The following is a 26,308-nucleotide window of genomic DNA, read 5'->3' on the forward strand; positions in this document are numbered from 1 at the left end:
CATCAGGTGTTGAACAAAAAGTGCAGCACGTCACCGTCTTTGACAGTATATGCTTTGCCTTCTGCGCGCATTTTTCCCGCCTCTTTGGCGGGTTGTTCCCCGCCCAAAGTCACAAAATCATCGTATGCGATGGTTTCGGCGCGGATAAAGCCCTTTTCAAAATCACCGTGAATGACACCCGCAGCCTTTGGCGCGGAAGTGCCTGCCGGAATGGTCCAAGCGCGTGCTTCTTTGGGGCCGACGGTGAAATAGGTTTCAAGATGCAGCAATTCGTAACCTGCACGGATCAAGCGATCCAAGCCTGCTTCCTCAAGGCCCATTTCCTCTAGGAACATCACGGCTTCGTCCGGTTCAAGCTGGCTGATTTCTTCTTCGATCTGGGCCGAGATAACGACATGGCTGTTGCCCTGTGCCGCGGCCATATCGGCCACAGCCTGCGCATGGGCATTGCCCTCAGCCGCTTCGGCTTCGCCCACGTTGCACACATACAAGACAGGTTTGGACGTCAAAAGTTGCAACATGGTCCATTGCTTTTTGTCATCCTCGTCGATGTCGACGACGCGGGCCGGTTTGCCGTCTTCCAATGCCGCAAGCGCCATCTTCATCAAACGTTCTTGTTCCACTGCCTCTTTGTCACCACCGCGCACCTTGCGCACAAGGTTCTGCAACCGCTTTTCGATGCTTTCGATATCGGCCAGCATCAATTCGGTCTCAATCGTTTCGGCGTCAGCCACCGGATCAACGCGGCCTTCAACATGGGTCACATCGCCATCTTCAAAGCAGCGCAACACATGGGCAATCGCGTCAACTTCGCGGATGTTGGCCAGAAACTGGTTGCCAAGACCTTCGCCTTTGGATGCGCCTTTGACCAGGCCTGCGATGTCCACAAAGGTCATGCGCGTCGGAATGATGGATTTGGAGCTGGCAATCGCTGCCAATTTGTCCAACCGCGCGTCAGGCACAGCCACCTCACCCACATTTGGCTCGATCGTGCAGAACGGAAAATTCGCAGCCTGCGCCGCAGCCGTTTTGGTCAGCGCATTAAACAGCGTGGACTTGCCGACATTTGGCAATCCGACGATACCCATTTTAAAACCCATGGCGCGTTCTCCTGATAACAGTTTGGCGCCTGATACGCTTATTCCCAAAACATGAAAAGGCCCAAGATGAACAGGTGTCTTGCGTTTCTTGCGCCGAGTTGGCAAAGCGGTGCGACAGATATGAAGGGATACGCGCCATGACACGGATCGATGCAAAATTCGCAGAGCTGAAAGCCGCCAACAAAAAGGCGTTCGTGTCTTACGTGATGGCGGGCGACCCGGACTTTGAAACATCCCTCGACGTTGTCAAAGGATTGCCAGCAGCTGGCGTGGACATCATCGAGTTGGGCCTGCCCTTCACAGACCCGATGGCAGACGGCCCGACCATTCAATTGGCGGGGCAACGCGCTTTGGAAGGCGGCATGACGCTGAACAAGACGTTGGAACTGGCGCGACGGTTTCGGGAAGACGACGACACCACCCCGATCGTGCTGATGGGCTACTACAATCCCATCTATTCGCGCGGCGTTGACCGCTTTCTGGAAGACGCAAAAGCGGCTGGCATCGACGGGTTGATCGTGGTGGATCTGCCACCGGAAGAAGACAGTGAACTGTGTATTCCGGCGCAAAACGCCGGTTTGAACTTTATCCGGCTGGCCACCCCCACAACCGATGAAAAACGCTTGCCGCGTGTTTTGCAAAACACATCCGGATTTGTCTATTACGTGTCGATCAACGGCATCACCGGTTCCGCCGAGGCCGAAGCCACAAACGTGGGTCCCGAAGTTTCCCGCATCAAAAGCTCAACGGATTTGCCTGTGATTGTTGGGTTCGGAATCAATACGCCGGAAAAGGCCGAAAACATCGCCTCCGTTGCGGATGGTGCAGTCGTAGGCTCCGCTATCGTGTCAAAACTGGCGTCTGGCGCACCGGTATCAGAGGTTCTGGATTTCGTGAAATCCTTGTCAGATGGCGCACATCGCGCCTGAAGCCAGAGCCCAGAAAACTTGAGTAACATCAAGGTCGTTTCGTAAGGTGGACTTCAGTCCACCCCGTCGGTCTTGTTGCGGCGCTCGTCCAGAAAGACACGCAGTTCTGTCAGAACGGGTTTGATAGCTGCCAATCGGTTCAAGTCAAAGGCTTTGATCAAGTCCATAGAATCGCCCGCCAGATCCGTGATCGTTTGCGCACGCAGATCTTTTCCAGCCTGCGTGAGCCAAACCTGCTTGGACCGCCCATCGTTAGGATTGGCACGGATTTCAACCAGATCGCGGGCCAAAAGCCCCTTCAATGTGTGCGTCATCGAGGTTTTTGGAACCTGAAACGCCCGCGCCATCGTCAATGGTGTCTGCCCGTCTTTGACACGGGTCAGATGGTTCAAAACCGTAAAGTGAGGCGCGATTAACCCGTCCGGCAAACGCGCCTCCAATGACGCCCGCGTCAATTGTTCAATGATCCCGATTTCGTTGAAAATCTCGAAAATCAGGGTCGGTTCGTAATCAGGCATGCTTCAATTTGTGCTCCAACGCCCATCGCGGCGTGCGCGGGATTGTTGGACCGTAGCCCAAGCGGCCCAGCATTTGAACCGTTTCTCCGGGACCGGCAAAAATCTCGTGGGCCGCCGCATAGTGATCGTGCATCTCCGGATACTCCTGCAAACACTGACTGACAGGGTGCAACGCCAAACCTGCTTGCGTCGTTGCAAGGTTCAAACGCAGCCACCGCGCCCCGGCGTCAAGTTGGTCGGCCCTTGTGTTTGTTTTACTGGTCAAAACCGCATAGGCAGGCGTCGCCTCTAACATGGTTTTGTACATGCGCACCCCTTCCTCAAATGAATAGGTGCCCGGCGTTGCAAGGTCTTCACGCGACACCATCCCCAAGGCCATCGCACTTTCCAGAAAACCGCCCCCAATGTCCAATCCATCAGGTGACGCATTGATCTCGGACTTGCCCATCCGCATCAAATCAATACTTTCTTGCAACGTGCGCGGCGTTTCATATTCAACTTGCCACGCGTCAAATGTCAGCTTGCGCACAGTCTCAACTACAGCAGGGTCCGTATAAATGTCTGCAAATGTAGCCAGTTTTTCGGCCAAGCTTTCTGGCACAGGCTTGTCTTCAAACGGCTCTTTACATGATCTGCGGTTCATTATTCCGGCCACCATCGGATCTGCATTGCCCTCGCTTGCGAATGTCAGGGTCGCAACAGGACCGTTCGCGCCATCGGGAAACGGCTGCATGTCAACACTGTATCCCATGGACGACGCCGCAATGCGCGTCTGCTCCAACACGCATCCCATTCCGATCATGATTTGACGGTCAAAGGGGTCGGTTTCAGGTAGGCGCTTGGATGTGTCGTGATGCAACAGCAGCCCATCGTCCCCCACCAATTCAATCATCCATGGTTGTAGGTTGTGCGGATTGGGTGCCAGCAAACCAAAGGACACAGCATTCAGGCGCGGGTCATCGTATCCCCCCGCCATATCCCACGGCGCAAGTGCCGCATGCGGGGTACGCGTCCCCCAAAAGGTTGCGACTGAAGCGTTTGCGGCCAGAACGGCGCCGCCCCCGATCAGGGCGATGGCTTTGCGGCGGGATACAGGCATGAAAATCTCCATTTGGTACGATATCGAACTATATAGTAAGCCAGCACCTTCGAAACAAGTACGATATCGTACTTTATTTCAATCTTGCCACCAATGCCTCGAATTGGTAACAAAACCTGACCAATATGCGGAGTTCGCAACCATGCCTGTCATCACCAACATCGCCGACTTGAAACGCCTGCACGCGTCACGTGTGCCGCGCATGTTTTATGATTACGCTGAATCAGGCAGCTGGACAGAACAGACCTTTCGCGAAAATACATCCGACTTCGACCAAATCCGCCTACGTCAGCGCGTCGCCGTGGATATGACGGGTCGGTCCACCGCCACACAAATGATCGGACAGGACGTGGCCATGCCAGTCGCCTTGGCCCCCGTTGGTCTGACAGGCATGCAACACGCAGATGGCGAAATCAAAGCAGCCCGCGCCGCTGAGGCGTTTGGCGTGCCGTATACCCTATCCACAATGTCCATAAACTCGATCGAGGATGTGGCCGAAGCCACAACAAAGCCTTTCTGGTTCCAGCTTTACACCATGAAAGACACCGATTACGTCAGCCGTCTGATCCAGCGGGCCAAAGATGCGAAATGCTCTGCTTTGGTCATCACACTGGATCTGCAAATTTTGGGCCAACGTCACAAAGATCTCAAAAACGGCCTATCTGCCCCGCCAAAGCTTACCGCAAAAACGCTGGCCAACCTGGCGACAAAATGGACATGGGGTCTGGGGATGTTACGTGCCCAGCGGCGCGAATTTGGCAATATCGTAGGCCACGTCGACGGCATCAGCGACGCCTCAAGCCTTGGCGCATGGACTGCCGAACAATTCGATCCAAGTCTGGATTGGGACAAGATCGCCAAGTTGAAAGAAGAATGGGGCGGCAAGGTCATTCTGAAAGGTATTCTGGACGCCGAAGACGCAAAAATGGCGCTTAAAGTCGGCGCTGACGCCATCATCGTATCCAACCACGGCGGGCGACAACTGGATGGTGCCTTGTCTTCCATTCGCGCATTGCCGTCCATTCTGGAAGCTGTTGGTGATCAGGTCGAAGTGCATATGGACAGCGGTATTCGCAGCGGGCAGGACGTGTTGAAAGCTGTCGCCATGGGGGCCAAGGGCACTTATATCGGACGCGCCTACATCTATGGGTTGGGTGCAATGGGCCAAGCAGGCGTCACCGAAGCGCTGAATGTTATCCACAAGGAACTCGACACCACGATGGCGCTCTGCGGCGAAGTGAATGTTGCCGATTTGGGACGCCAAAACCTACTTGTGCCGCAAGATTTCGAAGGACGCTGGCAAGACTGAAGTCTCTGGACTACCGTGACATTATGTTGGTGTTTTCTGATCAAAATCTCGCGTTTCTCGCTGTGCCAAAAACTGGAACCACGGCCATTGAGATGGCCCTGAAGCCGCGTGCAGATGTTGTTTTCAGCAAACATCGCAAACACATGCCAGCCGCAAAGTACCGCAACAAGATCCTGCCCTTTCTGGACGGGACACTTGGGGTCCGGCCTGCGGCGTTTGCGGTGATGCGCGACCCCATTGAACAAATCCGCAGTTGGTTTCGGTATCGCAGTGCGCCCCGATTGAATGGCAGCGCCAAAAGCACAAACGGGTGCAGTTTTGATGATTTCGTGCTGGAAGTGATCAAAAAAGATCACGCGCCATTTGCGGGAATTGGAAGTCAGTTTTCGTTTTTATGCTCGGGTGCGGGCACTCCGCTGGTTGATCATATCTTTGCCTATGAAAAGCAGCCCAAGCTGATTGCCTTTCTAGAGGACGCCTTCAACGCCCCCATGAACTTGCAGCAACGCAATGTGTCACCGCCCGTCAAAGCCCCGCTATCCCCCGAGGTAGAGGAAAAATTACGCGCAGCACGGGCGCAAGAATTCGCCCTGTATGACCGTATCGTTGCAGCAGACGGACATTTGATCACGCCCCAGTAGGGGCTTTTGAGACCTCTTGTGCCAACCGACCGTACAACGGCACCAACACCACCCCCACCAGCGCCAATAGCGCCGCGACCACGACAAACGCGGTCCGCAATCCAAACCCTTCTGCGACAAATCCCATCAGCGGCGGCCCCAGAAAGAACGCGCCATACCCGATAGCAGAGGCGCGGCTTATGGCAGTCAAACGCACTTCCCCACGCACACTACGCCCCAGCAGGCCAAGTGCCAAAGGCGCCACCACGGACACCCCCAAACCGCCAAGGCCAAAACCCAGATAGGCCACTGCCAGATTGGGCGCGATCCCTGCCAAAAACATCCCGAACGCTGATATCAAAAGCGCTATGATCATCGCGTGAATGTCCCGCCCCGTATAATTGATAAAGTGCCATCCCAAGCGACCGATCCCCATGGTCAGCCCCAATATTGCAGGCCCCATAGCCCCTTGTGCCGCCCCACCTTGTAAGGTGCGTTCAATATGCAGCGCGGACCATCCTTCGCTGGACGCTTCCGCCAGAAAGGCAACCAGCACCACAGCGCCGGCCGTCAAGACAAACCCCAACGGGACACGCGCAGGCAGCGCATCTATGCCCGTCTCAAGTCCGTGCCTTTTGGGAATACGCATCACAAGGCACAGACAAACAATGCCCACGCCGAAAACAATGAAGATCGACAACGTGGCCCATCCCGCCTCGCGCATCCAACCAGTGGCAAGCGCCGCCCCTGCGTAGGAGAACGAATAAAGCCCATGGTTCAGGTTCATCAAAGCCACCCTGGTGTCGGCTTCGACTTCGGCGATTTCGGCATTGGCCAACACATCAACGATTCCCGCCCCTGCTGCCATCACCCCCAACGCGAGACCGAAGAAAACGATCTGTGACGACATACCAACAAAAATGAACCCCGTTCCAACCAAAAAGCTGCCCACCATCAAACTGTAAGCCCCCACCCACTTATGGGCCAATGGGGCCAACCACATGGCCAGCAAAGCACCGACAGATGCCAGCAACATTACCAGTCCGTAAACACTATCTGATGCTTCGATTTCAGATTTTAAAACAGGGGCTTGCGCAGAAAACGACGCCCATGCCAGACCAATCACCAAAAAGCTGGCCAACGGGGCGCGGGTGCGCGATATGTCCTGGAGAATGCTCATCACGGTCTCTGGTGACAGCCTTTGATTGCAGGGACAAGACAAAGACGCCGTCGCTTTGGTTTTTGCCTCTTCCCCTGCCCGATAATCCGGTCTATACGCGCGACTTCACGCGGGACGACAGCCTTGGAGGCGTCCCGATGACTTACATGGGCCCTGCGCCCAAGAAAATATTGGAGAATACTATGGCTGGAGAGATTCCTGATCTCGAAGCTTTGGAACGGACGGGGACAGGCAAGGGCGCCGCTCGTCAGGCACGCCGCGATGGCATGGTTCCGGGCATTGTTTTTGGTGGTGACGTAGATCCTTTGCCGATCAACGTCCCCTTCAACAAGCTGTTCAAAATGTTGAAAGCGGGCCGCTTTAAGTCGACCCTGTTCAACATGAAGGTTGAAGGCCACGACGACGTGCGTGTGATCTGCCGCGACGTACAGCGCCACGTTGTCAAAGACTTGCCAACGCACGTTGATTTCATGCGCTTGAAGCGCACCACAAAAATCAACCTGTTCATCAACGTTGAAGCATCCGGCGAAGACGTATCGCCCGGCATCAAGAAGGGCGGCGTTCTGACGCTGGTCCGTTCCGAAGTCGAACTGGTTGTGACAGCTGCGGACATTCCTGAATTCATCACAGTTGACGTGTCCGAACTGGACATCGGCGACAACGCGACAATTTCGAACGTGAAGCTGCCTGCAGGCTGCAAACCAACGATTGACCGCGACTTTGTGATCGCTCAGGTATCTGCGCCATCCGGTCTGCGGTCTTCCGAAAGCGAAGATGACGCCGCTGACGAAGCTGGTGAAGACGCCGCAGCAGAAGAATAAGCCAATCCCGCAAGGGTTTGCTGTGAACGGGGTGCCTATCGGGTGCCCCGTTTTTTTGTGTGCCGCGGCCTCTTGGCTGGAGCATTCACAAGCGGCTGTGTAATGTCGCACCAACCAAATGGGGAAGAAACATGAAACTGATCGTGGGTTTGGGCAATCCAGGGGCCAAATATGCGGGACACCGCCATAACATCGGCTTCATGGCCTTGGATATGATCGCCGCCGATCACGGCTTTGGCCCGTGGAAAGGCAAACACAACGGGGCCGTGTCCGAAGGCCGCTTCGGGTCGGACCGTGCCGCTTTGCTAAAGCCAGAAACCTTCATGAACAATTCTGGCCAATCAGTGCAGGCCGCAATGCGGTTTTACAAGCTGACCCCGGAGGATGTCATTGTTTTGCATGATGAAATTGATCTGGCCCCCGGCAAAGTCAAATACAAGATGGGCGGTGGGCACGCAGGCCACAACGGGTTGCGATCCATCCACCAACACATCGGCCCCGAATACGGGCGCGTGCGCTTGGGCGTGGGCCATCCCGGCCACAAAGACCGCGTGCCGGGGTATGTGTTGCATGATTTTGCACGCGCTGATCAGGACTGGCTGGACGATGTGCTGCGGGGCTGTGCCGATGGTGCGCCACATCTGGCCACAGGTGACAGCGCAAAGTTTATGAACGCTGTCGGGATGCGTGTGTCGCCACAACGGCCAAGTTCCGGCACCAAAGCCCCCAACAAGACTTCGGCGAAAACGGCGAGCAAAACGGCGGCTAAACCTTCGGGCGAAGCCCCAAAAACCGCCCCCGAGGCCACACCCGACACTCGAAACGCAATGCAAAAGCTGATGGACAAGTTCAAATGATATCCATGCTGGTCATATTGGTTGCCCTGATTGGTATCATAGGCATTGGCCTGATCTGGAAGGGCGCAGAGCTAAAGCGGCTCATGGCGGTGAACACCCTGTTTCGTGAAGACCGCATCGTGCAGAATTTCTCCAATATGCGCGGTGCTTTTCTGAACCGTGATCTTGATATCGGCACTGGTGCGGTGTCCCCCCTGCCCGAAGGCACGCCCCTTGAAATGCCAGCCGTTTTTGCGCCTTGGGCCGCCGCGCGTCACGTCACATCGACGCTGGTGTTAAAGAACGGCGCAATCGTACATCAAAGCTATCACCACGGCACCACCGAAACCGATCTGCGCATCAGCTGGTCGATGGCGAAAAGCTATCTGTCTGTTTTGTTTGGTGTTTTGGTGGATGAGGGCGCGATCCCGTCATTGGACACGAAGGTCGTCGACCTTGTGCCGGTCCTGAAAGGCGGGGCATACAACTCGGCCCGCATCATCGATGTGTTGCGCATGTCGTCGGGGATCACCTTCAACGAGGACTATTTGGACAAGGCCTCAGACATCAACCGCATGGGGCGCGTGTTGGCCTTGGGCAAGCGCATGGATGACTTCGCAGCAGGCTTAACCGACACATTCGCCAAACCCGGTGATGTGATGCAATATACGTCGATCGACACGCATGTTCTGGGCATGGTGGCGCGGGCCGCCACCGGGCGCGACATTGTGGATCTTATGAGCGAAAAGGTAATTTCCAGATTGGGCCTAGAAGCCACGCCTTATTACCTGACCGATGGCGCCGGCACCGCCTTTGTCTTGGGCGGCTTGAACATGACCACCCGCGATTACGCGCGGTTCGGGCAAATGATCTTGCAACGCGGCACATGTCACGGGCAGCGCATCGTGTCCGCCGAATGGGTGCGTGCCTCTGTCACCCCGTCGGCCAACACGGGCCCCGGCGAATTCCAATACGGCTACCAGTGGTGGATTCCCGAAGATGCCACCCCCGGAAAAGAAGTAATGGCCCGTGGCATTTATGGGCAATACATCTACATCAACTATGAACAAAGCGTGGTTGTGGTGATCACCTCTGCCGATCGGGGGTTTCGCGATGATGGCGTCATAGAAAGCGCCGTCGACACCTGCCGCGCCATCGCAAAAGCAACAGGAGATGAGAATGGAACCTGAAGACAGCATAAACGTGCTTGGCACTGCTTTGGACCTGTGCGGCACCGATCCGGTGACAGGGTTTTTTCGCGACGGCTATTGCAACACATGCGCCGCAGATCAGGGCAGCCATACGGTGGCGGCAGTGATGACGGCAGAGTTCTTGGCGTTCTCCAAATACGTGGGCAACGACCTGAGCACCCCGCGCCCCGAGTTCGGGTTTGCAGGGTTAAAGCCGGGGGATGCGTGGTGTTTATGTGCCGGACGGTTCTTGCAGGCGCATGATGAGGGCTGCGCGCCGCAGGTGAAGCTGGAGGCCACGCACAAGCGGGCATTGGAGATTGTGCCGTTGGAGGTTTTACAGGGGTATGGGGTGGTTTGAGTACCTACGATTCGGAAATAGATACAACGGTTTCACCTGCACCTAAGGTATAGCCCTGTAATTTGTAGACCAAACCACCTTTCGCAAAGGCTTTTCCATCTGTCGTCTCGAATCCTAGCCGCTCTAATTCGTTCGCTGTAGCGTTTCTCATCGTTTTGCCGTCCGAACGAAAATTCGTCGTCATAGAGCAACCATATTGCGAAAACGAACTACTGCTAAAACGGATCACCGTTGGTGCCTCCGGAGCTGGCTTAAAAACACGTAGAACCCCCTGTTGATAGCCTGAAGTTAAAAGTTTGGCTTTAACGGTTGGAATATGTAACTTAGCAGCGACGCATTCTCTCGTGATCTTCACAGCTTCACGCGAAAAAAAGTCCACTCGGGCGTTATTCAACTTGGCAGCCGCTTCTTGTTCGGCAGATGATTTGGGCGCAGGTGCGCAAGCGGAAAGAAACAACGTTATCCCAACGATGACTTTGAAATTCATATTTTTTACTCTCCGTTCAAAGGAAGCAATACATCACTCCATTACAGGTCGTTAGCAGCTTCGAAACATATGTTCAATTTGGGTAGTTAGTGTTGTTCCCCAAACCAAACCAACCCGAGGTTTCCCCCGGATCGGTCCATCTCTTAATCACGCAACCGGACCACGTCGGACATCAGCCCTTCGGTCCCGTTGTGCACTGTCAAACGCTCGACTTTGCCGGCGATGACCTCCAACGCTTCCAGCTCTTTCAGCCGCAGCATGACGGGGTTTTCCGCCATGACCTTGGCTGTGTTCAGCAAGGACCGCGTCGCGTTGGTTTCTTCGCGACGCCGGATCACGTTGGCTTCAGCCTCTTTTTGCGCCGCGACCACTTGGTTCAGGATTTCGCGCATCTCACCGGGCAGGATCACGTCTTTCAACGCAATCTCGCCCACTTCGACACCCAAACCGGCCATCTCGGTGCGCACCAATTCGGCCGCTTCCGCGTTGACTGTGACCTTGTCGGCCAGCAATTGGTCCAGCGTCACGCCACCCAGCGTTTTGCGGAACGCCAGTTGCAGGGCCAAATGCAACGCCTCGACGAAGTCTTTGACCGCTCCAACAGCGACCATGGCATCAGTGATGCGGTAGGTCGCCGTGACGTTCACACGCAGGGTCACGCGGTCGCGGGTCAGGATGTCCTGCCCCACGACTTCGCGCGATTGCCAACGCATATCGACCAGTTTGGCCTCATGTTTACGCCCGAGGTTCCAAAAGGTGTAGGTCCCGGCATCAAGCAGTTTGGGGTCAGCCCCGTCCACTGTCAAAACCGCAACTTTTCCCGCAGGCACCTCCACCCGCGTCAACGCGGTGCTCAGCCCCGAGCGCATCAAACGTTGCGCCAAGGACATCTCAAGTTGCGTGTCCTCAGCAACGTTCAAAAGCGTCGATGTCCAAGGACCAGCTTCGGTCCAGAACAAGCGCCGTTGGTCAGGTGTCACCACCGCAAACGCACGCCCGTCACGGTAGACAATCGCCACCTCATCGCGCCCGGTCGCCACTTCGGTGAAGTGGGTTGCGACCAGATCAGGCCGGTTGCGCATCAACGCCAACGCGTAGTCCGACACAAATTCAGGGTGCTTCAGATCATGCCACTGCGTGCTCAACCCACGCCGTTTCACAGCGTGACGGCCAGCCGCCAGAATGTCAGCAAGTTTACCGTCCCGCAGAACGATCACGCGCTCTTTTTCGGTGGCTGTGAGGCGGGTGCGCCCCAGGACCATATCGGTCATAAGATCTATCAATTGCATGTCATGCACTCCTTTTTGTCTCGATCTTTATCGTCGTCGCAAAATGCGAACTCCTTTTGGTTTCGTTTGGTTGCCGCATGTGCGGTCAGGTGTTGCCCTTTTTGAAAAGGGAATTGGTGTGGTCGGGAACTGCCCCCTGCCATGGCGCCAGACGGGGAAACCCAAGAGCGGGCAGGCAAGGCCAAAAGCGGGGTGGAACGGATCGAAATCCAAGCCACCCGAACCTAGGGCGATACGTGCCATCAAGTGTCGTCCCGGCCCAAAGCCAGAGCGTGGAAACGGGTGGTTTTCAGCGCCCCGAAAGGTGCAAAATTCCAAGCCGTTCCCACGCAGAAACAGCCCCCGACCGATGTTATGCTTGCGTGAAGGCAAGTGGGGAGTCGAACCCCTGCGTCTCCGCAGTACCGTGGCGAAAAAGGCAGGACTCGAACCTGCTACAGTCAGATTAAGGTCTGATGCTCTATCCAAATGAGCTACATTTCAGCCGATGATATGCAGCAGCCTTGGCATACGAAAGTGGCAGAGCCGCCCCGCACCGGTTGGGTGATCACCCCATCCCGCTAAGGTCTGATGCGCTTGCATCGGTGGGCGGTGTTTAGGCGGGAACAGCGATTCTGCTCAACAGGGAAAATTCCACCGCGCAACAATATGTGGCAAGTGCGCAACATAATTACCCACCAGCGCAATAAATGAAAAAGGGGCCGCAGTTGCGACCCCTCTTTTACCCTGTTTCTCGGGCCTTTTCTTTAGGAAAGTTTCAAACGAACTCGCCCATGTCGAAATCAAGTGCGCGCGCCACGGTGAAGATGTCTTTGTCACCGCGTCCACACATGTTCATGCAGATGATGTGATCGGCGGGTAAATCGCCTGCAATCTTCATCACATGGGCCAAGGCATGGCTGGGTTCCAACGCCGGAATGATCCCTTCCAACGTGCAGCACAGTTGGAACGCCTCAAGCGCTTCAACATCTGTGATCGACACATATTGCGCGCGCCCAATGTCGTGCAGCCAAGCGTGTTCAGGACCAATGCCGGGGTAATCGAGACCCGCAGAGATTGAGAAACCTTCGAGGATCTGACCATCGTCATCCTGCAACAGGTACGTGCGGTTGCCATGCAGAACGCCGGGACGTCCCCCTGTCAAAGATGCGCAGTGTTCCATCTTTTCGTTGACGCCTTTGCCGCCAGCTTCAACACCGATGATGCCGACGTCTTTCTCATCCAGGAACGGAAAGAACAGACCCATCGCGTTTGACCCACCGCCAATCGCGGCGATCAATGTGTCGGGAAAACGGCCTTCTGCGGCAACCATCTGGTCGCGCACTTCCTTGCCGATGATGCTTTGGAAATCGCGCACCATCGCCGGATAAGGGTGCGGGCCAGCAACTGTGCCGATGCAGTAGAAGGTGTCGTCGACGTTTGTGACCCAGTCACGCAACGCGTCGTTCATGGCATCTTTCAGCGTGCCACGCCCGGATGTGACGGGCACAACTTCGGCCCCCAACAGACGCATACGGAAGACGTTTGGCGCTTGGCGTTCGACATCGTGTGCGCCCATGTAAACCACACATTTCAGCCCGAATTTTGCGCAAACAGTCGCGGTTGCAACACCGTGTTGCCCTGCCCCAGTTTCGGCAATGATACGCGTTTTTCCCATACGGCGTGCCAGAATGATCTGACCCAGCACGTTATTGATTTTATGCGCGCCTGTGTGGTTCAGCTCGTCTCGCTTCATGTAGATTTTTGCGCCACCCAGATGGTCGGTCAGACGTTCCGCGAAGTACAAAGGCGACGGGCGGCCCACGTAGTTAGTCCAAAGATCGTTCATCTCGGCCCAGAAGGTTTCGTCTGTCTTTGCCTTTTCGTATTCTTCCTCAAGGCTCAGGATCAAAGGCATCAGTGTCTCGGATACAAAACGTCCGCCAAAGTCACCAAAGCGCCCGTTTTCGTCCGGGCCAGTCATGAAAGAATTGAAAAGGTCATTTGCCATGGCGAAAGCTCCCTATCGCATTGAAATGAATGGGTAGCGTGAACGGCAATCGGGGTAAAGCGATTGGGTGCAAAATTCGTTACAAAGGCTGTCAGAATTAACGACAAACCACCTTTGAGAATACGCCAATGCAGCTTTGTGCATGATCACGTCCAAAACGGATATCGATCGTTGAATAAAACCAGCGATCGTCCATTTGCACATCCATCAAAGATCGTATGAACCCGGCACAGGCAGAGCGCCCCAGCTGGCAAGCCCCGGCGATCAATTGCAAAACGGGTTCGTCTTGTGTGCCTGGATCAAACGCATCAATTTCCGCCAAAAGACGTGCTTCTATCTGCGCCTCGACCTCGTTCTGCGACGGATTCGTTAACAAAGCTGCCAATCCCAAAACGATCACAACCACAGCCATAAGCTTGAACTTCATGGGATCTGCGCCTGTTTCACAAAATCATGGATGGTATCCGCATCCTTCACACCCGGCGTGCTTTCAACGCCAGATGCGACATCAACTTGCCGCGCACCTGTGCGCAATACCGCTTGCCGCACATTGTCGGGTGTCAACCCGCCAGCCAGCATCCATGGCTTGCGCCAGTACTTGCGTGCCGCCAGCAGCCCCCAGTCAAATGCCAAACCGTTTCCACCGGGCAAAACCGCATCTTTGGGCGCTTTCGCATCGACCAAAATCTGGTCCGCGACCGCTTCAAAACTGTCAATGCGGTTCACGTCGGAGGCATTGGCCACACCCACCACCTTTATAATGGGAAGACCAAACCGCGACCGAATTTCCGCAACGCGTTCAGGGGTTTCAGACCCGTGAAGCTGCAAAAAATCCAGCGGAACCTTATCGGTCAAATCTTGCAACATCGCGTCATCCGCGTTGACGACAAGCCCAACTTTCGCCACCCCGACCGGGGTATCGACGGACAAATCACGTGCCGTTTCAAAAGACACAAAGCGCGGTGATTTCGGAAAGAAATTGAAGCCAAGATACCGTGCGCCAGCCGCGGCCACGGCGTCCACGTCGGCAGGCCGCGTCACGCCGCAGATTTTTACTGCAATTTGATTAGACATCTGTGTGTCAGCCAGCTTTATCAAGCAAAGCCAGTACGTCGTCTTTGCCTTCGTGCTTTTCGCCCTTCAGGCGATCAACTTCACGTTCAAGACGGCGCACCTGACGCGCTGACTTGGCAGCTTCAGACCGTACAGTAAACTCGCGCAGCCATTCCCAGATAAAGCCCACCAAAAGGCCCACAAGAATACCGCCAAAAATGACAACAAACAAAGGCATCTCTATGGACGGGTTGACGGCAAACAGGCCGGCGACCTCATTTGGCAGCACTTTCAAAGTCACCGCCGCGCGATTGGCCAAAGCCACAGCAACCAGAGCAAGCGCAAACAGTGCAATGCAGGCGTAGCGAATGTAACGCATCATGCTTTTCCGTTCAGACGGTCCCGCAACAGCTTACCGGTCTTGAAAAACGGGACATGTTTTTCTTCAACATTCACTGTTTCACCGGTGCGTGGGTTGCGTCCCACACGGGCATCGCGCTGTTTGACGGAAAATGCACCGAAGCCACGCAATTCAACACGGTCCCCACGCGCCATGGCGGCGGTCACCTCGTCAAAAATGGTGTTCACAATACGCTCCACGTCGCGCTGATACAGATGTGGGTTTTCGTCCGCGATTTTCTGGATCAATTCAGACCGGATCATATTGGTGTTCCCCCCGGAGCAGTGATGTTTTGTGTGTAATCCACTCGACTATAAGCAGATTTTCTGAAATCGGGAATAGAGTCAAAGCAGGTCCAGCGTGTTTTTGCCGGATAATTTTTGGGTTTCGCGGCCACTTGCGTTCATTTTCAGCAATTTTTGTGACGAAGCGATAGCTTCGCAGCCATACCATCTGTTTGATTCGGACAATCAGAGACAGTCACCCTTTGATGTGTCCGTGTTCCCAACTGCACACAAACCCAGGCGGGCGTTCGCCCCTCAGGACCACGCGGTTTGCACAAAAAAGGCCCCGCACGTTTCCGTGCGAGGCCCAACATTAAAAAGTGAAAAGCTTACTCGTCGCCGGTTTTCAAAGCCGCGCCCAAGATGTCGCCCAAGGACGCACCGGAGTCGGAGGAACCATACTGTTCCACAGCTTCTTTTTCTTCCGCGATTTCGCGTGCTTTGATCGACACACCCAAACGACGGGATTTTGCATCCACGTTTGTGATGCGCACGTCGACCTTGTCACCAACCGAGAAACGCTCTGGGCGCTGTTCGGCACGGTCACGGGACAGATCGGAGCGACGGATGAAGGATTTCATGCCTTCATATTCGCATTCGATGCCGCCTTCTTCGATCGCAGTCACAGTCACAGTCACGATGGATCCGCGTTTCACGCCGCCCACTGCTTCTGCGAACTTGTCGCCGCCGACGCCTTTGATGGAAAGGCTGATGCGCTCTTTCTCAACGTCGACTTCGGACACAACCGCGCCGACCATGTCGCCCTTGCGGTAGTTCTGGATCGCATCTTCGCCGCGTTCGTCCCATGACAGGTCGGACAAGTGCACCATGCCGTCGATGTCGCCGGGAAGACCAACAAACAGACCGAATTCGGTGATGTTTTTGACTTCGCCTTCGACTTCTGTGCCCTCGGGGTGTGTTTCAGCAAACACTTCCCATGGGTTGCGCATAGTCTGCTTGAGGCCCAAAGAAACGCGACGCTTGGCGCCATCGATTTCCAGAACCATGACTTCGACTTCTTGAGACGTAGACACAATTTTGCCCGGGTGTACGTTTTTCTTGGTCCAAGACATCTCGGACACGTGCACCAAACCTTCAACGCCCGCTTCCAGTTCAACAAAGGCGCCGTAATCGGTGATGTTGGTCACGCGGCCAGTGTGTGTGGATTCCAGTGGGTATTTCGCCGCAACCAGATCCCATGGATCTTCTTGCAATTGCTTCATGCCCAAGGAGATGCGGTGTGTCTCTTTGTTGATCTTGATGACCTGAACAGCGATTGTTTCACCGATTGTCAGGATCTCGGATGGGTGGTTCACACGGCGCCATGCCATGTCCGTGACGTGCAGCAAGCCGTCAACGCCGCCCAGATCCACAAACGCACCGTATTCGGTGATGTTCTTGACCACACCGTCAACGTTTTGACCTTCGGCCAAGTTGCCGATGACCTCAGCGCGCTGTTCGGCACGTGATTCTTCAAGGATGGCACGACGGGACACAACGATGTTGCCACGACGACGGTCCATTTTCAGGATTTGGAACGGCTGCTTGAGACCCATCAATGGGCCGGCATCACGCACAGGGCGCACATCCACTTGGGAACCGGGCAAAAACGCAACCGCGCCGCCAAGGTCCACAGTGAAACCACCTTTGACACGACCAAAGATCGCGCCCTCGACGCGGGCTTCGCCAGCGTAAGCTGTTTCCAGACGGTCCCATGCCTCTTCACGGCGCGCCATCTCACGAGAGATAACCGCTTCGCCGCGGGCGTTTTCAACTTGGCGCAAGAAGACTTCGACTTCGTCGCCAACTTCGATTTTTGGGGCTTCGCCAGGATCGGCAAATTCTTTCAACTCAACGCGGCCTTCCATCTTGTAGCCGACGTCGATAATGGCTTGGCCCGCTTCAATCGCGATAACCTTGCCTTTGACAACAGAACCCTCATCGGGTGTGTCCATTTCGAAGCTTTCTTCTAAGAGCGCTTCAAACTCATCCATCATATTTGCCATGTGGCGTGTTTTTCCTAATCTACGTTTTGTTTTTCGGGCCGTGCGGTTGTCTCCGCCGGTCTTTGGATTGCGAATTGGTCAATGAACGCATTTTGGACGAAAAACAAAGAGGGCCGGAAGACTCCGACCCCTGTATGCTGTAACGCCCGCGGTGTGTTCACCTTACTGACGCTCGCGCGTATAAGGGATGAAACCGCCTAAAGCAAGGGGGCCATGCGCCCAACTTCACCTGCCAAACCCCTGCCCCAAAGCAAATGGCGCGTCGACGCTTCGCCTGACAGAAATCCGCTCCGGCCCCACAAAGCGATAACGGCGGACAAGGGAACAGCACCCTCTTTTCATCTTGGAAAATATACCTCGGGGGAGTCCGCAGGACGGGGGCAGCGCCCCCTAAATCAAAAAAACTGCGCAGCTCATTCGAAGACCGCTCACAACGCTTCACCACGCTTGCGCAACTCATCAAACAGCTCTTGATAAATTCCGTTGCTGTCTCCACCGCCAAAAGTCAAAGCGCCCCCCGAATACGACTGCCCGTAGGTTCGGGCGACGTTGACAGTTTGAATAAGCGCAGAAATCAATTGATCTTTTTCCAAGGACGACAATGGATGAATGAAAGTGCCCCATAAACGACCTCGGGCTACGGCATATCGCGCATCCAAAGCGGAATCAAAATTTGCCTGCATCAAACGCATCAATTCTTCCGGCTCCAAACCCTGCGCCGACCGGATAGGCACCATGGCACGCATGCGGTTGGCCGTGGGATCAGCGATGACAATGACCGGAATATCTTCGATCACCAGGTCAATCCCGTTGCCAATGAAATTTGCTTCAGGGTCCAGCGCCAAAATGATCTGACCCAGACGGTCCATCGTCATGGCAGGTTCCGTGGCCGCAGGTGCAGGTGTTTCCTGTGCTACCGCCCAACTTGTTCCCAAGACCATCACACAGACTGACAAAAATCCACGCATCGCTTATCCCTCCGGTTGTGTAAAACAAGACTAGGCTGTGCGACCCATCTTAGCGATGCAAACTTTAGTGAAAGATATGTCAGACGGGCGATGTGGCTGTCTGTGTCGATGTGATCAACCGCGCACAGTCTCAACGACTGCAATCGCTTCTGCAACGGCTGCAGCGATCGAAAGATCCGAAGTATCGACCAAAATTGCATCGTCTGCAGCCACCATCGGCGCATGTGCGCGGTCGGCATCACGGGCATCACGGGCCCGCACATCCGCCAACACAGTTTCAAAGCTGTCCACGCCACCTTTGGTCTTTAGCTCTTCGTAGCGGCGCGCGGCGCGGACCTCTGCGCGGGCAGAAACAAACAACTTCACTTCCGCCTGAGGGCAAATGACCGTGCCGATATCACGACCGTCCAGAACAGCGCCCCCTGCCCGCCGCGCAAAACTGCGTTGAAAATCAACCAAAGCGGCGCGCACTTGGGGGATTGTCGCCACTTTGCTGGCCGCTTGGGCAACTGCGGCAGTGCGCAAAATGTCACCTCCCAAATCTTCAGCGCACAACGCAGCCGCGGCTTCTTCAGCGCGCGCGCCGTCCAGAACTCGTGCGCCTACAGCGCGGTAAAGAAGGCCGGTATCAAGATGCGCAAAACTAAAATGCGCGGCAACCGCTTTGGAAATCGTGCCTTTGCCTGCGGCTGCAGGACCATCAATGGCCACTGTAAAAGGTTGGATCATGTGCGCGACACGTCCGCGCCCAAGCCCCCCATAAGGTCTTCAAAAATTGGGAAAGACGTCGCAATCGGGCCACCGTCGTCCACACTCACGGGGGCATTGGCCGCCATCCCGAGAATTAGAAATGACATGGCGATACGGTGATCAAGGTGGCTGGCACATGTGGCACCGCCCGGCACATTGCCATGCCCCAACCCGGTCACAGTCCACCAGTCGGGGCCATCTTCAACCACGATCCCATTGGCCCGCAGACCCACGGCCATTGCATCGATGCGGTCGCTTTCCTTGACGCGCAATTCTTTAACGCCAGCCATATGGGTTTTGCCCTTTGCAAAACTCGCCACCACAGACAGGATGGGGTATTCGTCAATCATACTGGCCGCACGCGCAGGCGGGACATCAATCCCTTTCATGTCGGGCGAAAAACGGGCGCGTAAATCTGCAACAGGCTCGCCGCCCTCAAGACGTTCGTTTTCATAGGTCAGGTCAGCGCCCATGTCGCGCAGCGTGGTGAACAATCCAGCGCGCGTCGGGTTCAGGCCAATCCCCGGCACCAACACATCAGAACCAGGCGTGATGACGGCCGCGCACACAGGGAAAGCCGCACTGGACGGATCACGCGGCACGTCGATTTTCTGCGCTTGCAGCTCTGGTTGCCCTTTCAAGGTGATCACACGGCCTGCGTCTGTCACTTCGGTGCTGATCTCGGCACCAAATCCCGCCAACATCCGTTCCGTGTGGTCGCGTGTGGCTTCTTGTTCGATGACAACTGTTTCGCCGGGCGCATTCAGCCCCGCCAGCAGCACCGCAGATTTCACTTGGGCCGAAGGCACTGGCACGGTGTAGCGCACAGGGATCGGTTCCGCGGCCCCCACCAACGTCATGGGCAAACGACCGCCTTCGCGTCCGACAGACTGGCATCCAAACAAGGCCAAAGGATCTGTGACCCGCGCCATAGGACGACCGTTCAGGCTGGCGTCGCCTGTGAATGTCACTGTGATCGGACAGGTGGCCATAGCGCCCATGATCAGGCGCACCCCCGTGCCCGAGTTGCCGCAATCAATCACGTTTTCAGGTTCTGCAAAACCGCCGACCCCGACACCGTGCACAGACCAGTTGCCACCGCCATGATTTGTCACGTCTGCCCCGAAGGCTTGCATCGCTTTGGCCGTGTCCAGCACGTCCTGCCCTTCCAAAAGGCCCGAGATGGTGGTTTCACCGACGCTCATCGCTCCAAGGATCAAAGAACGGTGCGAGATTGATTTGTCGCCGGGCACCTCTGCTGTGCCAGTCAACGGCCCACAAGGTTTGGAAATCATAGGAATGGGGGCGCCGTGGCTGGACATAGCAAGTCTCGTTTTTTGGGTCACTGTTAGCGCAACACGTAGCCTGTGTGGCGCGGCGGGTCTAGGGGCTGCGGTCCGGTACATCGTTGGACGGTCAAACCCAAAAGCGCCTGCGACAAGCAATAGGCCCTTCGCGTGATGCAAAAACGGTCTTTCGGGATTGGTCCCCACAAAGCCCACACATGAAAAAGCCCCGACCAGTTACGGTCGAGGCTTTTGCGGTTTTCATTTGGGTTCGAAGGCTTACGCGTTGACAGCCAAACCTTTTTCTTTCGCCAAGCTGCGCATGCGTTCTTGCAGCTTTTCAAAAGCACGCACTTCAATCTGACGGATACGTTCACGGCTCACGTCGTACTGGCCGCTCAAATCCTCAAGCGTGACCGTTTCGTCGCTGAGACGGCGCTGTTGCAGAATGTCACGTTCGCGTTCGTTCAGCACGTCCATTGCTTCCGCCAGCATTTCGCGGCGCACCGTTAGCTCGTCATTGGCCTCGTAATCGCCCGCTTGGTCGGCACTTTCGTCCTCCAACCAGTCTTGCCATTGCATCGTGCCTTCACCTTCGGACCCGACAGTCGCGTTCAGCGATGCGTCCCCGCCGCTGAGGCGACGATTCATGCTGATCACTTCGGCTTCGGTCACGCCCAGATCTGTAGCGATGCGTTTCACGTTTTCAGGGCGCATGTCCCCGTCTTCCAACGCGCCGATCTTGGATTTGGCTTTGCGCAAGTTAAAGAACAACTTTTTCTGCGCGGACGTTGTGCCAAGCTTTACCAAGGACCACGAACGCAGGATATATTCCTGAATGCTCGCGCGGATCCACCACATTGCATAGGTGCTCAGGCGGAAGCCTTTTTCGGGGTCAAAGCGTTTCACCGCTTGCATCAGACCCACGTTCGCTTCGGAAATCACCTCGGCTTGCGGCAAACCATATCCACGGTAGCCCATAGCGATTTTCGCCGCCAATCGCAGGTGGGACGTCACCATCTTATGGGCTGCCGCTGTGTCTTCTTTTTCGACCCAAGCCTTGGCGGCCATGTATTCTTCTTCCGGTTCCAGCAGCGGAAACTTGCGGATTTCCTGCATATAGCGGTTCAGACCGCCTTCTGGTGTAGGTGCCGGTAGGTTTGCGTAATTCGCCATGTTCTGTTCCCTCCTTGTTTTTGGAGACCCATGTTTATGGGCTTAACATCGATATGGGTGGCCCATTGACCTGTTTCAAGTGGGCCGATGACATCTTGTACTGATATTACCCTTGCACCTCAAATGTACCAGAGCTGTGACACTGCGCTCACGCCCATGTGCTGTTCGTGACAAAACGCCGGGAACTGACCATAGGGGTCTAAACAGTTCCTTAAACCCACGTTCACAGACCCAAGAAAGCCACCATGACCCTGTTTTTAGCCCTTGCGATCTGCACCTTTGCCGCGATTTTCTTTTGGCGACGCCATACGGCGCAAAAACAGCGCGATTTGTTACAAAGCCGGCTTAGCGACGCCCAGCGCACGCTTATTTCACGGCATGTGCCGATGATCGACAAGTTGCCGCCAGAAACGCGGGCAAAACTTGACGGCAAAATCGCATTGTTTCTGGATCAGGTCGATTTTGGCGGCTGCAATGGGTTGGACGTCACGGATGAAATGCGCCTGTCCATCGCCGCGCAAGCCTGCCTTTTGGTGGTGAACACAGACCTTTGGTACGGCAATCTCACCACCATTCTTATTTATCCCAGCGCCTTTAAGTCCAAAAACATCACCCATGATGGACGCGTTGTGCGTGAAGCAGAAACCGTGCGTTTGGGCGAAAGCTGGTCAGGTGGCCCAGTGATCCTGTCATGGGCCGACAGTGCGCAAGGCGCGTTGAACAATGACGACGGGCACAACGTGGTTCTGCACGAGTTTGCCCATCAGATTGACGATATGACTGGCAAAACCAACGGCATTCCGGTGCTGCCCGACGGCCAAAGCCTTGCCGAATGGGGTCGCGTCATGGCTGCGGCGTTTGAGCGGCACTCAAGCGACACCCAAGCGGGGCGCAAAACCGTGATCGACCCTTACGGCGCAACGGGGTACGAGGAATTCTTTGCCACATCGGTCGAGGTTTTCTTTGAAAAGCCCGAGCCGTTGAGGCGTGACGAGCCGCAGGTTTACGCGCAGCTTGCCGCGTTGTTTAACCTGGATCCCGCGACATGGGACGCTTAGCCCAGCGCCGCCAGCAAATCTGCCATATCACCCGGCAAAGGCGCTTCAAAGCGCATGGCCTCGCCCGAAACCGGATGCACAAAACCCAACACGGCCGCATGTAAGGCTTGGCGATCAAAGGCTGCAAGCGCTGCCAACCCTGCCTCCGATATCGCGCCTTTGGGCAGTTTGCGTTTGCCGCCGTAGGTCGGATCGCCCACAAGCCCGTGGCCCGCGTGGGTCATATGCACACGGATCTGGTGTGTCCGTCCGGTTTCAAGCCAACATTCCATCAGCGCCAAGACACCGGGCGTTCCAAACTGTTGCACTGTACGGGCGCGTGTGACGGCATGGCGGCCACCTTGGAACAGGACCGCTTGGCGTTGACGGTCCGTTTTGTGACGCGCCAGCATTGTGGTGATTTTCAGGATGTTGCCGGATTCGAAATTTGCACCTTTGACCCCGCGCAACCGGGGATCATTGGCGTCGGGCACGCCAAACACCAGCGCCTTGTAATAGCGTTCACACGAGTGGTCGGCAAATTGGGCCGCCAGCCCGTGGTGGGCTGCATCGGATTTGGCGACCACCAGCAAGCCCGATGTTTCCTTGTCGATACGGTGCACAATGCCCGGGCGCTTCATGCCGCCAACGCCCGAAAGATCGTCGCCGCAATGATGTAGCAATGCATTCACCAAAGTGCCCGACGGGGTGCCCGGCGCAGGATGAACGACCATGCCTGCGGGTTTGTTCACCACGATCAGGTCGGCGTCCTCGTAGATCACCTCAAGCGGAATATCTTCCGGCAGGATGTGGCTTTCGGCCGCTTCCTCGACGGTGATCTGAACGTCTGCCCCTTCGGTCACGCGCGCCCGTGGGTCTGTGACCACCACGCCATTCACCGAAACGGCACCTTGCGCGATCAATTTGGACAAACGCGACCGCGACAAAGACGCGTCCACTGGTACATCCCGCGCAACCGCCTTATCAAGACGTGCCGGGGGCTCTTCGGCGATGCGAAACCGCACGGATGTTTCAGACATGGATGACAACCTTCCAGAAAACCTGCCAGAACCGGCCAACCTGCGTTTTTTGCGCAGACTTGTAACCGCTCTGACCGCCACAATGCTTTTGGGCGTTGTAGTGGTGGTCGGCCTGCTTGTCACGCGGCTGTCTGGATCAAATCCGGAGTTGCCTGCCAGCGTGACGCTGCCCATCGGGGCATCTGCCGTGGCCTTCACCCAAGGTGACGATTGGTATGCGGTTGTCACCGACCAAAACCAGATCTTGATCTTCGGGCGTTTGGACGGGCAGTTGCGTCAGACCATCAACGTCGAATAACCAACCCTTTATAGCAACGGAGGCTTCGGCACCGGGGCAAGCGCCGCGTTTAATGCCGCGGACAATTCGACGGGTGGTGTCGGTTTTTGCAACAGCATGGCTTGTACTTCGCCCATTTCCTGCGACGTGAAGCCAGTATAGCCAGACATGTAAATAACCGGCTTTTCCGGATGGCGCGCCCGCACCATTCGCGCCAGTTCAAAGCCGCCGATTTTGCCGGGCATCACAACGTCTGTTAAAAGAACATCGAACTTCTGCCCTGCATCAATCATGTCAATTGCGACGTTGCCCGAGGGCGCTGACACAACCAAGAACCCCAGATCCTTGATCACTTCGACCATCACATTCAACAAGTCTGCTTCATCTTCGACCAACATCACCGTCTGGCCTGTGCCTGCCATAGGCACATCCAAAGGCATCGGGGCTTCACGCGGGCCCGCTTCTGTGCCGCGCGGCAGAACCAGATTTACCGTCGTGCCCGCGCCCTCTTCGGAATAAATGCGCAGATCGCCATCTGCCTGTCTCACAAAGCCGTAAACAATAGACAATCCAAGACCGGTGCCTGAGTTGGTTTCTTTTGTGGTGAAAAACGGATCAGCTGCACGGGCACGGGTTTCTTCATCCATTCCGGGGCCGTTGTCGGTCACGGAAATCTCGGTGTAGCGGTAGGCTGATGCAGCCGCTTCGGTGACCTCTAGGGGTTCGGTCAGATTTCCCGTCGGCAGCAGTGCAGGCTGCGGCAATGACCCAGAGCGCGCGTGCACCTTGATGGAATGTCCCACACCACTGCGCAAAATCGCATCCCGACTGTTCAGCACCAAGTTCATCAGCGCCGTTTCAAGTTGCGCATGGTCGCAGTAAACCTGCAAATCGGGCGCATCGACCACGAATGTGATGGACAGGTTTTGTTCGATCATCGGACCGACAAGCTTTTCAAATTCTTCGAACATCGGGCCAATGCTGCGGGAAGTGGCCAATCCGGGTTGCTTTTTCGCAAATGCCAAAAGCCGTGACGTCAATTCACGGCCCCTGTTGATAGATGAACTGGCAATATCCAGAAGCTCGCCTTGCCGTTCTTTGTCTTCTTGACGACGCGCCAGATCAACGGCGTACAGCATGGATGCCAGAAGATTATTGAAGTCATGGGCGATGCCACCTGTCAGCTGTCCCAAGGCATCCAACCGGCTTTTGCGTTCCACAACCTGACGGTTGCGTTCGCCCACAGACACGTCATCCACGACCAGAACCGTGCTGATATCATCGCGGGCATGTTCCAGCTTGCCGGATTGGACACGCACGTAACGGCCCACTTCGTCAGAATTGATCCGGCTCAGCAAATGGGTTTCAGTACGCAAGTTATGACCTGTCAAAGCCCGCCGGATCGGATCGGCACTGGCGTCCAATTGTGTCATGCTTTCCACATCCAGAAACTGGATCGATTCAGGCCACGCAAAAGGTACGTCCCGCGATATGCCACCCAACAGATGTCGTGCCGTGGGGTTGACCATCACAACCTCCGCATCGGCATTTAGCGCAATTATTCCCGACGTTGCGGTGTTCAGAACGGTCTCAAGCCGGTTACGCAGTAAAAGGGTTTCGGCATTGGCGGATTGTTCCGTGGCGCGGCTGGTGTTGATAACGTCAACGATTAGATCCAATTCATCGTTGTAGACTTTGGGGCGAGCCAACACGATTTTCTTTTCAGCGTCAAAACCGCCCTTTTCTTGCAATCTGCGCGTGATCGACAGCAGGTGGCGTGACACCATCCAGTCGAATATCCAGAACATGATCAGCGATGCGACCAAGGTTTTGATGAAATTGGTCAGGAGCAAAATCATAACTTGCGACCACAATTCACCATACACATTTTCCAAGCTCGCGGTGACGCGCAGCATCCCTACAGGCACCACATCCCCTGCACTGCGTTCAAAAGACAGTGGAAATTCTTCAACCAGAACTTGGCCCGACCCAATAGCGCCTCGATCAAACCGCTGGCCTGTCTCAGCCACGAGGGTCACCGCGATTACATCAGGTTGGACGTAAATGCCGTCCACCAACACATCAACATGAGAGAAATTGAATTCCCACAACGCACTTTCCAATCCGGCCTGAAAGCTGCCTTCGACTTCTCTAAACTCATCACGCACACGGTCCAAACCGTTTCCATAAATCTGCAAAAGCTGAAATCCCGCAGCAAAGATCGAAAAAATAGCCGATGCCAAAATCATATAGGCTACGATCCGGCGCCCCAGCTTGTGCTTGATAAATTTCATCGTCTGTT

General features: G+C 55.5%; 27 protein-coding genes. 9 read left to right on the plus strand and 18 right to left on the minus strand.

Features of this window, described 5'->3' with window-relative positions; translation table 11 throughout:
* Positions 1-2 precede the first annotated feature (2 nt).
* On the minus strand, positions 3-1,100 hold the full coding sequence (gene ychF, locus ABJL60_RS19155; RefSeq protein ID WP_348287664.1) for a redox-regulated ATPase YchF: 1,098 nt from the start codon (positions 1,098-1,100) through the stop codon (positions 3-5).
* A gap of 137 nt (positions 1,101-1,237) precedes the next feature.
* Between ychF and trpA the strand changes: the two genes are divergently transcribed.
* Entirely contained in the window at positions 1,238-2,029 is a 792-nt protein-coding gene (gene trpA / locus ABJL60_RS19160) for a tryptophan synthase subunit alpha (RefSeq protein WP_348287666.1), read from the plus strand.
* A 53-nt stretch (positions 2,030-2,082) separates the two neighbouring features.
* Here trpA and ABJL60_RS19165 read toward each other — a convergent pair whose 3' ends face one another.
* Both ABJL60_RS19165 and ABJL60_RS19170 read right to left on the minus strand, forming a co-directional pair.
* Positions 2,083-2,547 carry a MarR family transcriptional regulator gene (locus ABJL60_RS19165; protein WP_348374008.1) on the minus strand — a complete coding sequence of 155 codons (465 nt, stop codon included), beginning with the start codon at positions 2,545-2,547 and terminating at the stop codon, positions 2,083-2,085.
* Positions 2,540-3,646 carry a twin-arginine translocation pathway signal protein gene (locus ABJL60_RS19170; protein ID WP_348374009.1) on the minus strand — a complete coding sequence of 369 codons (1,107 nt, stop codon included), beginning with the start codon at positions 3,644-3,646 and terminating at the stop codon, positions 2,540-2,542. The genes ABJL60_RS19165 and ABJL60_RS19170 overlap by 8 nt, the downstream gene beginning before the upstream one ends.
* A gap of 142 nt (positions 3,647-3,788) precedes the next feature.
* Between ABJL60_RS19170 and ABJL60_RS19175 the strand changes: the two genes are divergently transcribed.
* Both ABJL60_RS19175 and ABJL60_RS19180 read left to right on the plus strand, forming a co-directional pair.
* Positions 3,789-4,955 carry an alpha-hydroxy acid oxidase gene (locus tag ABJL60_RS19175; RefSeq protein ID WP_348374010.1) on the plus strand — a complete coding sequence of 389 codons (1,167 nt, stop codon included), beginning with the start codon at positions 3,789-3,791 and terminating at the stop codon, positions 4,953-4,955.
* Between the two features lie 92 nt (positions 4,956-5,047).
* Positions 5,048-5,596, plus strand: a complete 549-nt coding sequence (locus ABJL60_RS19180; RefSeq protein ID WP_348374011.1) for a hypothetical protein — start codon at positions 5,048-5,050, stop codon at positions 5,594-5,596.
* Here ABJL60_RS19180 and ABJL60_RS19185 read toward each other — a convergent pair.
* Positions 5,583-6,755, minus strand: coding sequence for an MFS transporter (locus ABJL60_RS19185; RefSeq protein WP_348374012.1), 1,173 nt, complete (start codon positions 6,753-6,755; stop codon positions 5,583-5,585). The genes ABJL60_RS19180 and ABJL60_RS19185 overlap by 14 nt on opposite strands.
* A gap of 182 nt (positions 6,756-6,937) precedes the next feature.
* Between ABJL60_RS19185 and ABJL60_RS19190 the strand changes: the two genes are divergently transcribed.
* From ABJL60_RS19190 to ABJL60_RS19205, 4 genes are all read left to right on the plus strand, one after another.
* Complete coding sequence (locus ABJL60_RS19190) at positions 6,938-7,576, plus strand: 50S ribosomal protein L25/general stress protein Ctc (RefSeq protein WP_348287676.1); 639 nt, start codon at positions 6,938-6,940, stop codon at positions 7,574-7,576.
* 131 nt (positions 7,577-7,707) lie between these two features.
* Positions 7,708-8,433 (plus strand): aminoacyl-tRNA hydrolase, encoded by a 726-nt coding sequence (gene pth, locus ABJL60_RS19195; protein WP_348374013.1) that lies wholly within the window; start codon positions 7,708-7,710, stop codon positions 8,431-8,433.
* Positions 8,430-9,602, plus strand: coding sequence for a serine hydrolase (locus tag ABJL60_RS19200; protein ID WP_348374014.1), 1,173 nt, complete (start codon positions 8,430-8,432; stop codon positions 9,600-9,602). Before pth ends, ABJL60_RS19200 begins: the two co-directional genes overlap by 4 nt.
* Positions 9,592-9,963, plus strand: coding sequence for a DUF2237 domain-containing protein (locus ABJL60_RS19205; RefSeq protein ID WP_348287680.1), 372 nt, complete (start codon positions 9,592-9,594; stop codon positions 9,961-9,963). Before ABJL60_RS19200 ends, ABJL60_RS19205 begins: the two co-directional genes overlap by 11 nt.
* Before the next feature lie 4 nt (positions 9,964-9,967).
* Here the strand turns inward: ABJL60_RS19205 and ABJL60_RS19210 are convergent, their stop codons facing one another.
* The 12 genes from ABJL60_RS19210 to rpoH form a co-directional block, all read right to left on the minus strand.
* Complete coding sequence (locus ABJL60_RS19210; protein WP_348374015.1) at positions 9,968-10,450, minus strand: hypothetical protein; 483 nt, start codon at positions 10,448-10,450, stop codon at positions 9,968-9,970.
* Between the two features lie 143 nt (positions 10,451-10,593).
* Complete coding sequence (locus tag ABJL60_RS19215; protein ID WP_348374016.1) at positions 10,594-11,739, minus strand: slipin family protein; 1,146 nt, start codon at positions 11,737-11,739, stop codon at positions 10,594-10,596.
* 757 nt (positions 11,740-12,496) lie between these two features.
* Positions 12,497-13,729: a tryptophan synthase subunit beta gene (gene trpB, locus ABJL60_RS19220; RefSeq protein WP_348374017.1), complete on the minus strand. Its 1,233-nt coding sequence runs from the start codon at positions 13,727-13,729 to the stop codon at positions 12,497-12,499.
* Positions 13,730-13,826: 97 nt separating this feature from the next.
* A complete protein-coding gene (locus ABJL60_RS19225; RefSeq protein WP_348374018.1) occupies positions 13,827-14,156 on the minus strand; it encodes a hypothetical protein in 330 nt (109 codons plus the stop codon).
* The gene (locus ABJL60_RS19230) at positions 14,153-14,803 is read right to left on the minus strand and encodes a phosphoribosylanthranilate isomerase (protein ID WP_348374019.1); all 651 of its coding nucleotides are present in this window, start codon (positions 14,801-14,803) and stop codon (positions 14,153-14,155) included. The genes ABJL60_RS19225 and ABJL60_RS19230 overlap by 4 nt, the downstream gene beginning before the upstream one ends.
* Positions 14,804-14,810: 7 nt before the next feature.
* On the minus strand, positions 14,811-15,161 hold the full coding sequence (locus ABJL60_RS19235) for a LapA family protein (RefSeq protein ID WP_348374143.1): 351 nt from the start codon (positions 15,159-15,161) through the stop codon (positions 14,811-14,813).
* Entirely contained in the window at positions 15,161-15,445 is a 285-nt protein-coding gene (gene ihfB / locus ABJL60_RS19240; RefSeq protein WP_108829042.1) for an integration host factor subunit beta, read from the minus strand. Before ihfB ends, ABJL60_RS19235 begins: the two co-directional genes overlap by 1 nt.
* A 350-nt stretch (positions 15,446-15,795) precedes the next feature.
* The gene (gene rpsA, locus ABJL60_RS19245; RefSeq protein ID WP_108829043.1) at positions 15,796-17,472 is read right to left on the minus strand and encodes a 30S ribosomal protein S1; all 1,677 of its coding nucleotides are present in this window, start codon (positions 17,470-17,472) and stop codon (positions 15,796-15,798) included.
* A gap of 428 nt (positions 17,473-17,900) precedes the next feature.
* Positions 17,901-18,440, minus strand: coding sequence for a hypothetical protein (locus ABJL60_RS19250; protein WP_348374020.1), 540 nt, complete (start codon positions 18,438-18,440; stop codon positions 17,901-17,903).
* 114 nt (positions 18,441-18,554) lie between these two features.
* Positions 18,555-19,169, minus strand: a complete 615-nt coding sequence (locus ABJL60_RS19255; protein ID WP_348374021.1) for a (d)CMP kinase — start codon at positions 19,167-19,169, stop codon at positions 18,555-18,557.
* On the minus strand, positions 19,166-20,512 hold the full coding sequence (gene aroA, locus ABJL60_RS19260) for a 3-phosphoshikimate 1-carboxyvinyltransferase (RefSeq protein WP_348287697.1): 1,347 nt from the start codon (positions 20,510-20,512) through the stop codon (positions 19,166-19,168). The genes ABJL60_RS19255 and aroA overlap by 4 nt, the downstream gene beginning before the upstream one ends.
* Positions 20,513-20,755: 243 nt before the next feature.
* Positions 20,756-21,652, minus strand: a complete 897-nt coding sequence (gene rpoH, locus ABJL60_RS19265; RefSeq protein WP_348374022.1) for an RNA polymerase sigma factor RpoH — start codon at positions 21,650-21,652, stop codon at positions 20,756-20,758.
* A 245-nt stretch (positions 21,653-21,897) separates the two neighbouring features.
* Between rpoH and ABJL60_RS19270 the strand changes: the two genes are divergently transcribed.
* A complete protein-coding gene (locus ABJL60_RS19270; RefSeq protein ID WP_348374023.1) occupies positions 21,898-22,710 on the plus strand; it encodes a M90 family metallopeptidase in 813 nt (270 codons plus the stop codon).
* On the opposite strand, the gene ABJL60_RS19275 is transcribed toward ABJL60_RS19270, so the two are convergent.
* Complete coding sequence (locus ABJL60_RS19275; RefSeq protein WP_348287703.1) at positions 22,707-23,729, minus strand: RluA family pseudouridine synthase; 1,023 nt, start codon at positions 23,727-23,729, stop codon at positions 22,707-22,709. The genes ABJL60_RS19270 and ABJL60_RS19275 overlap by 4 nt on opposite strands.
* Here ABJL60_RS19275 and ABJL60_RS19280 point away from each other — a divergent pair.
* Positions 23,728-24,027: a DUF6476 family protein gene (locus ABJL60_RS19280; RefSeq protein WP_348374024.1), complete on the plus strand. Its 300-nt coding sequence runs from the start codon at positions 23,728-23,730 to the stop codon at positions 24,025-24,027. The genes ABJL60_RS19275 and ABJL60_RS19280 overlap by 2 nt on opposite strands.
* A gap of 8 nt (positions 24,028-24,035) precedes the next feature.
* On the opposite strand, the gene ABJL60_RS19285 is transcribed toward ABJL60_RS19280, so the two are convergent.
* Positions 24,036-26,300 (minus strand): ATP-binding protein, encoded by a 2,265-nt coding sequence (locus ABJL60_RS19285; protein ID WP_348374025.1) that lies wholly within the window; start codon positions 26,298-26,300, stop codon positions 24,036-24,038.
* Positions 26,301-26,308 lie beyond the last annotated feature (8 nt).

Origin of the sequence: Ascidiaceihabitans sp. (assembly GCF_039986515.1) — a bacterium.
Classification (GTDB): domain Bacteria; phylum Pseudomonadota; class Alphaproteobacteria; order Rhodobacterales; family Rhodobacteraceae; genus Ascidiaceihabitans.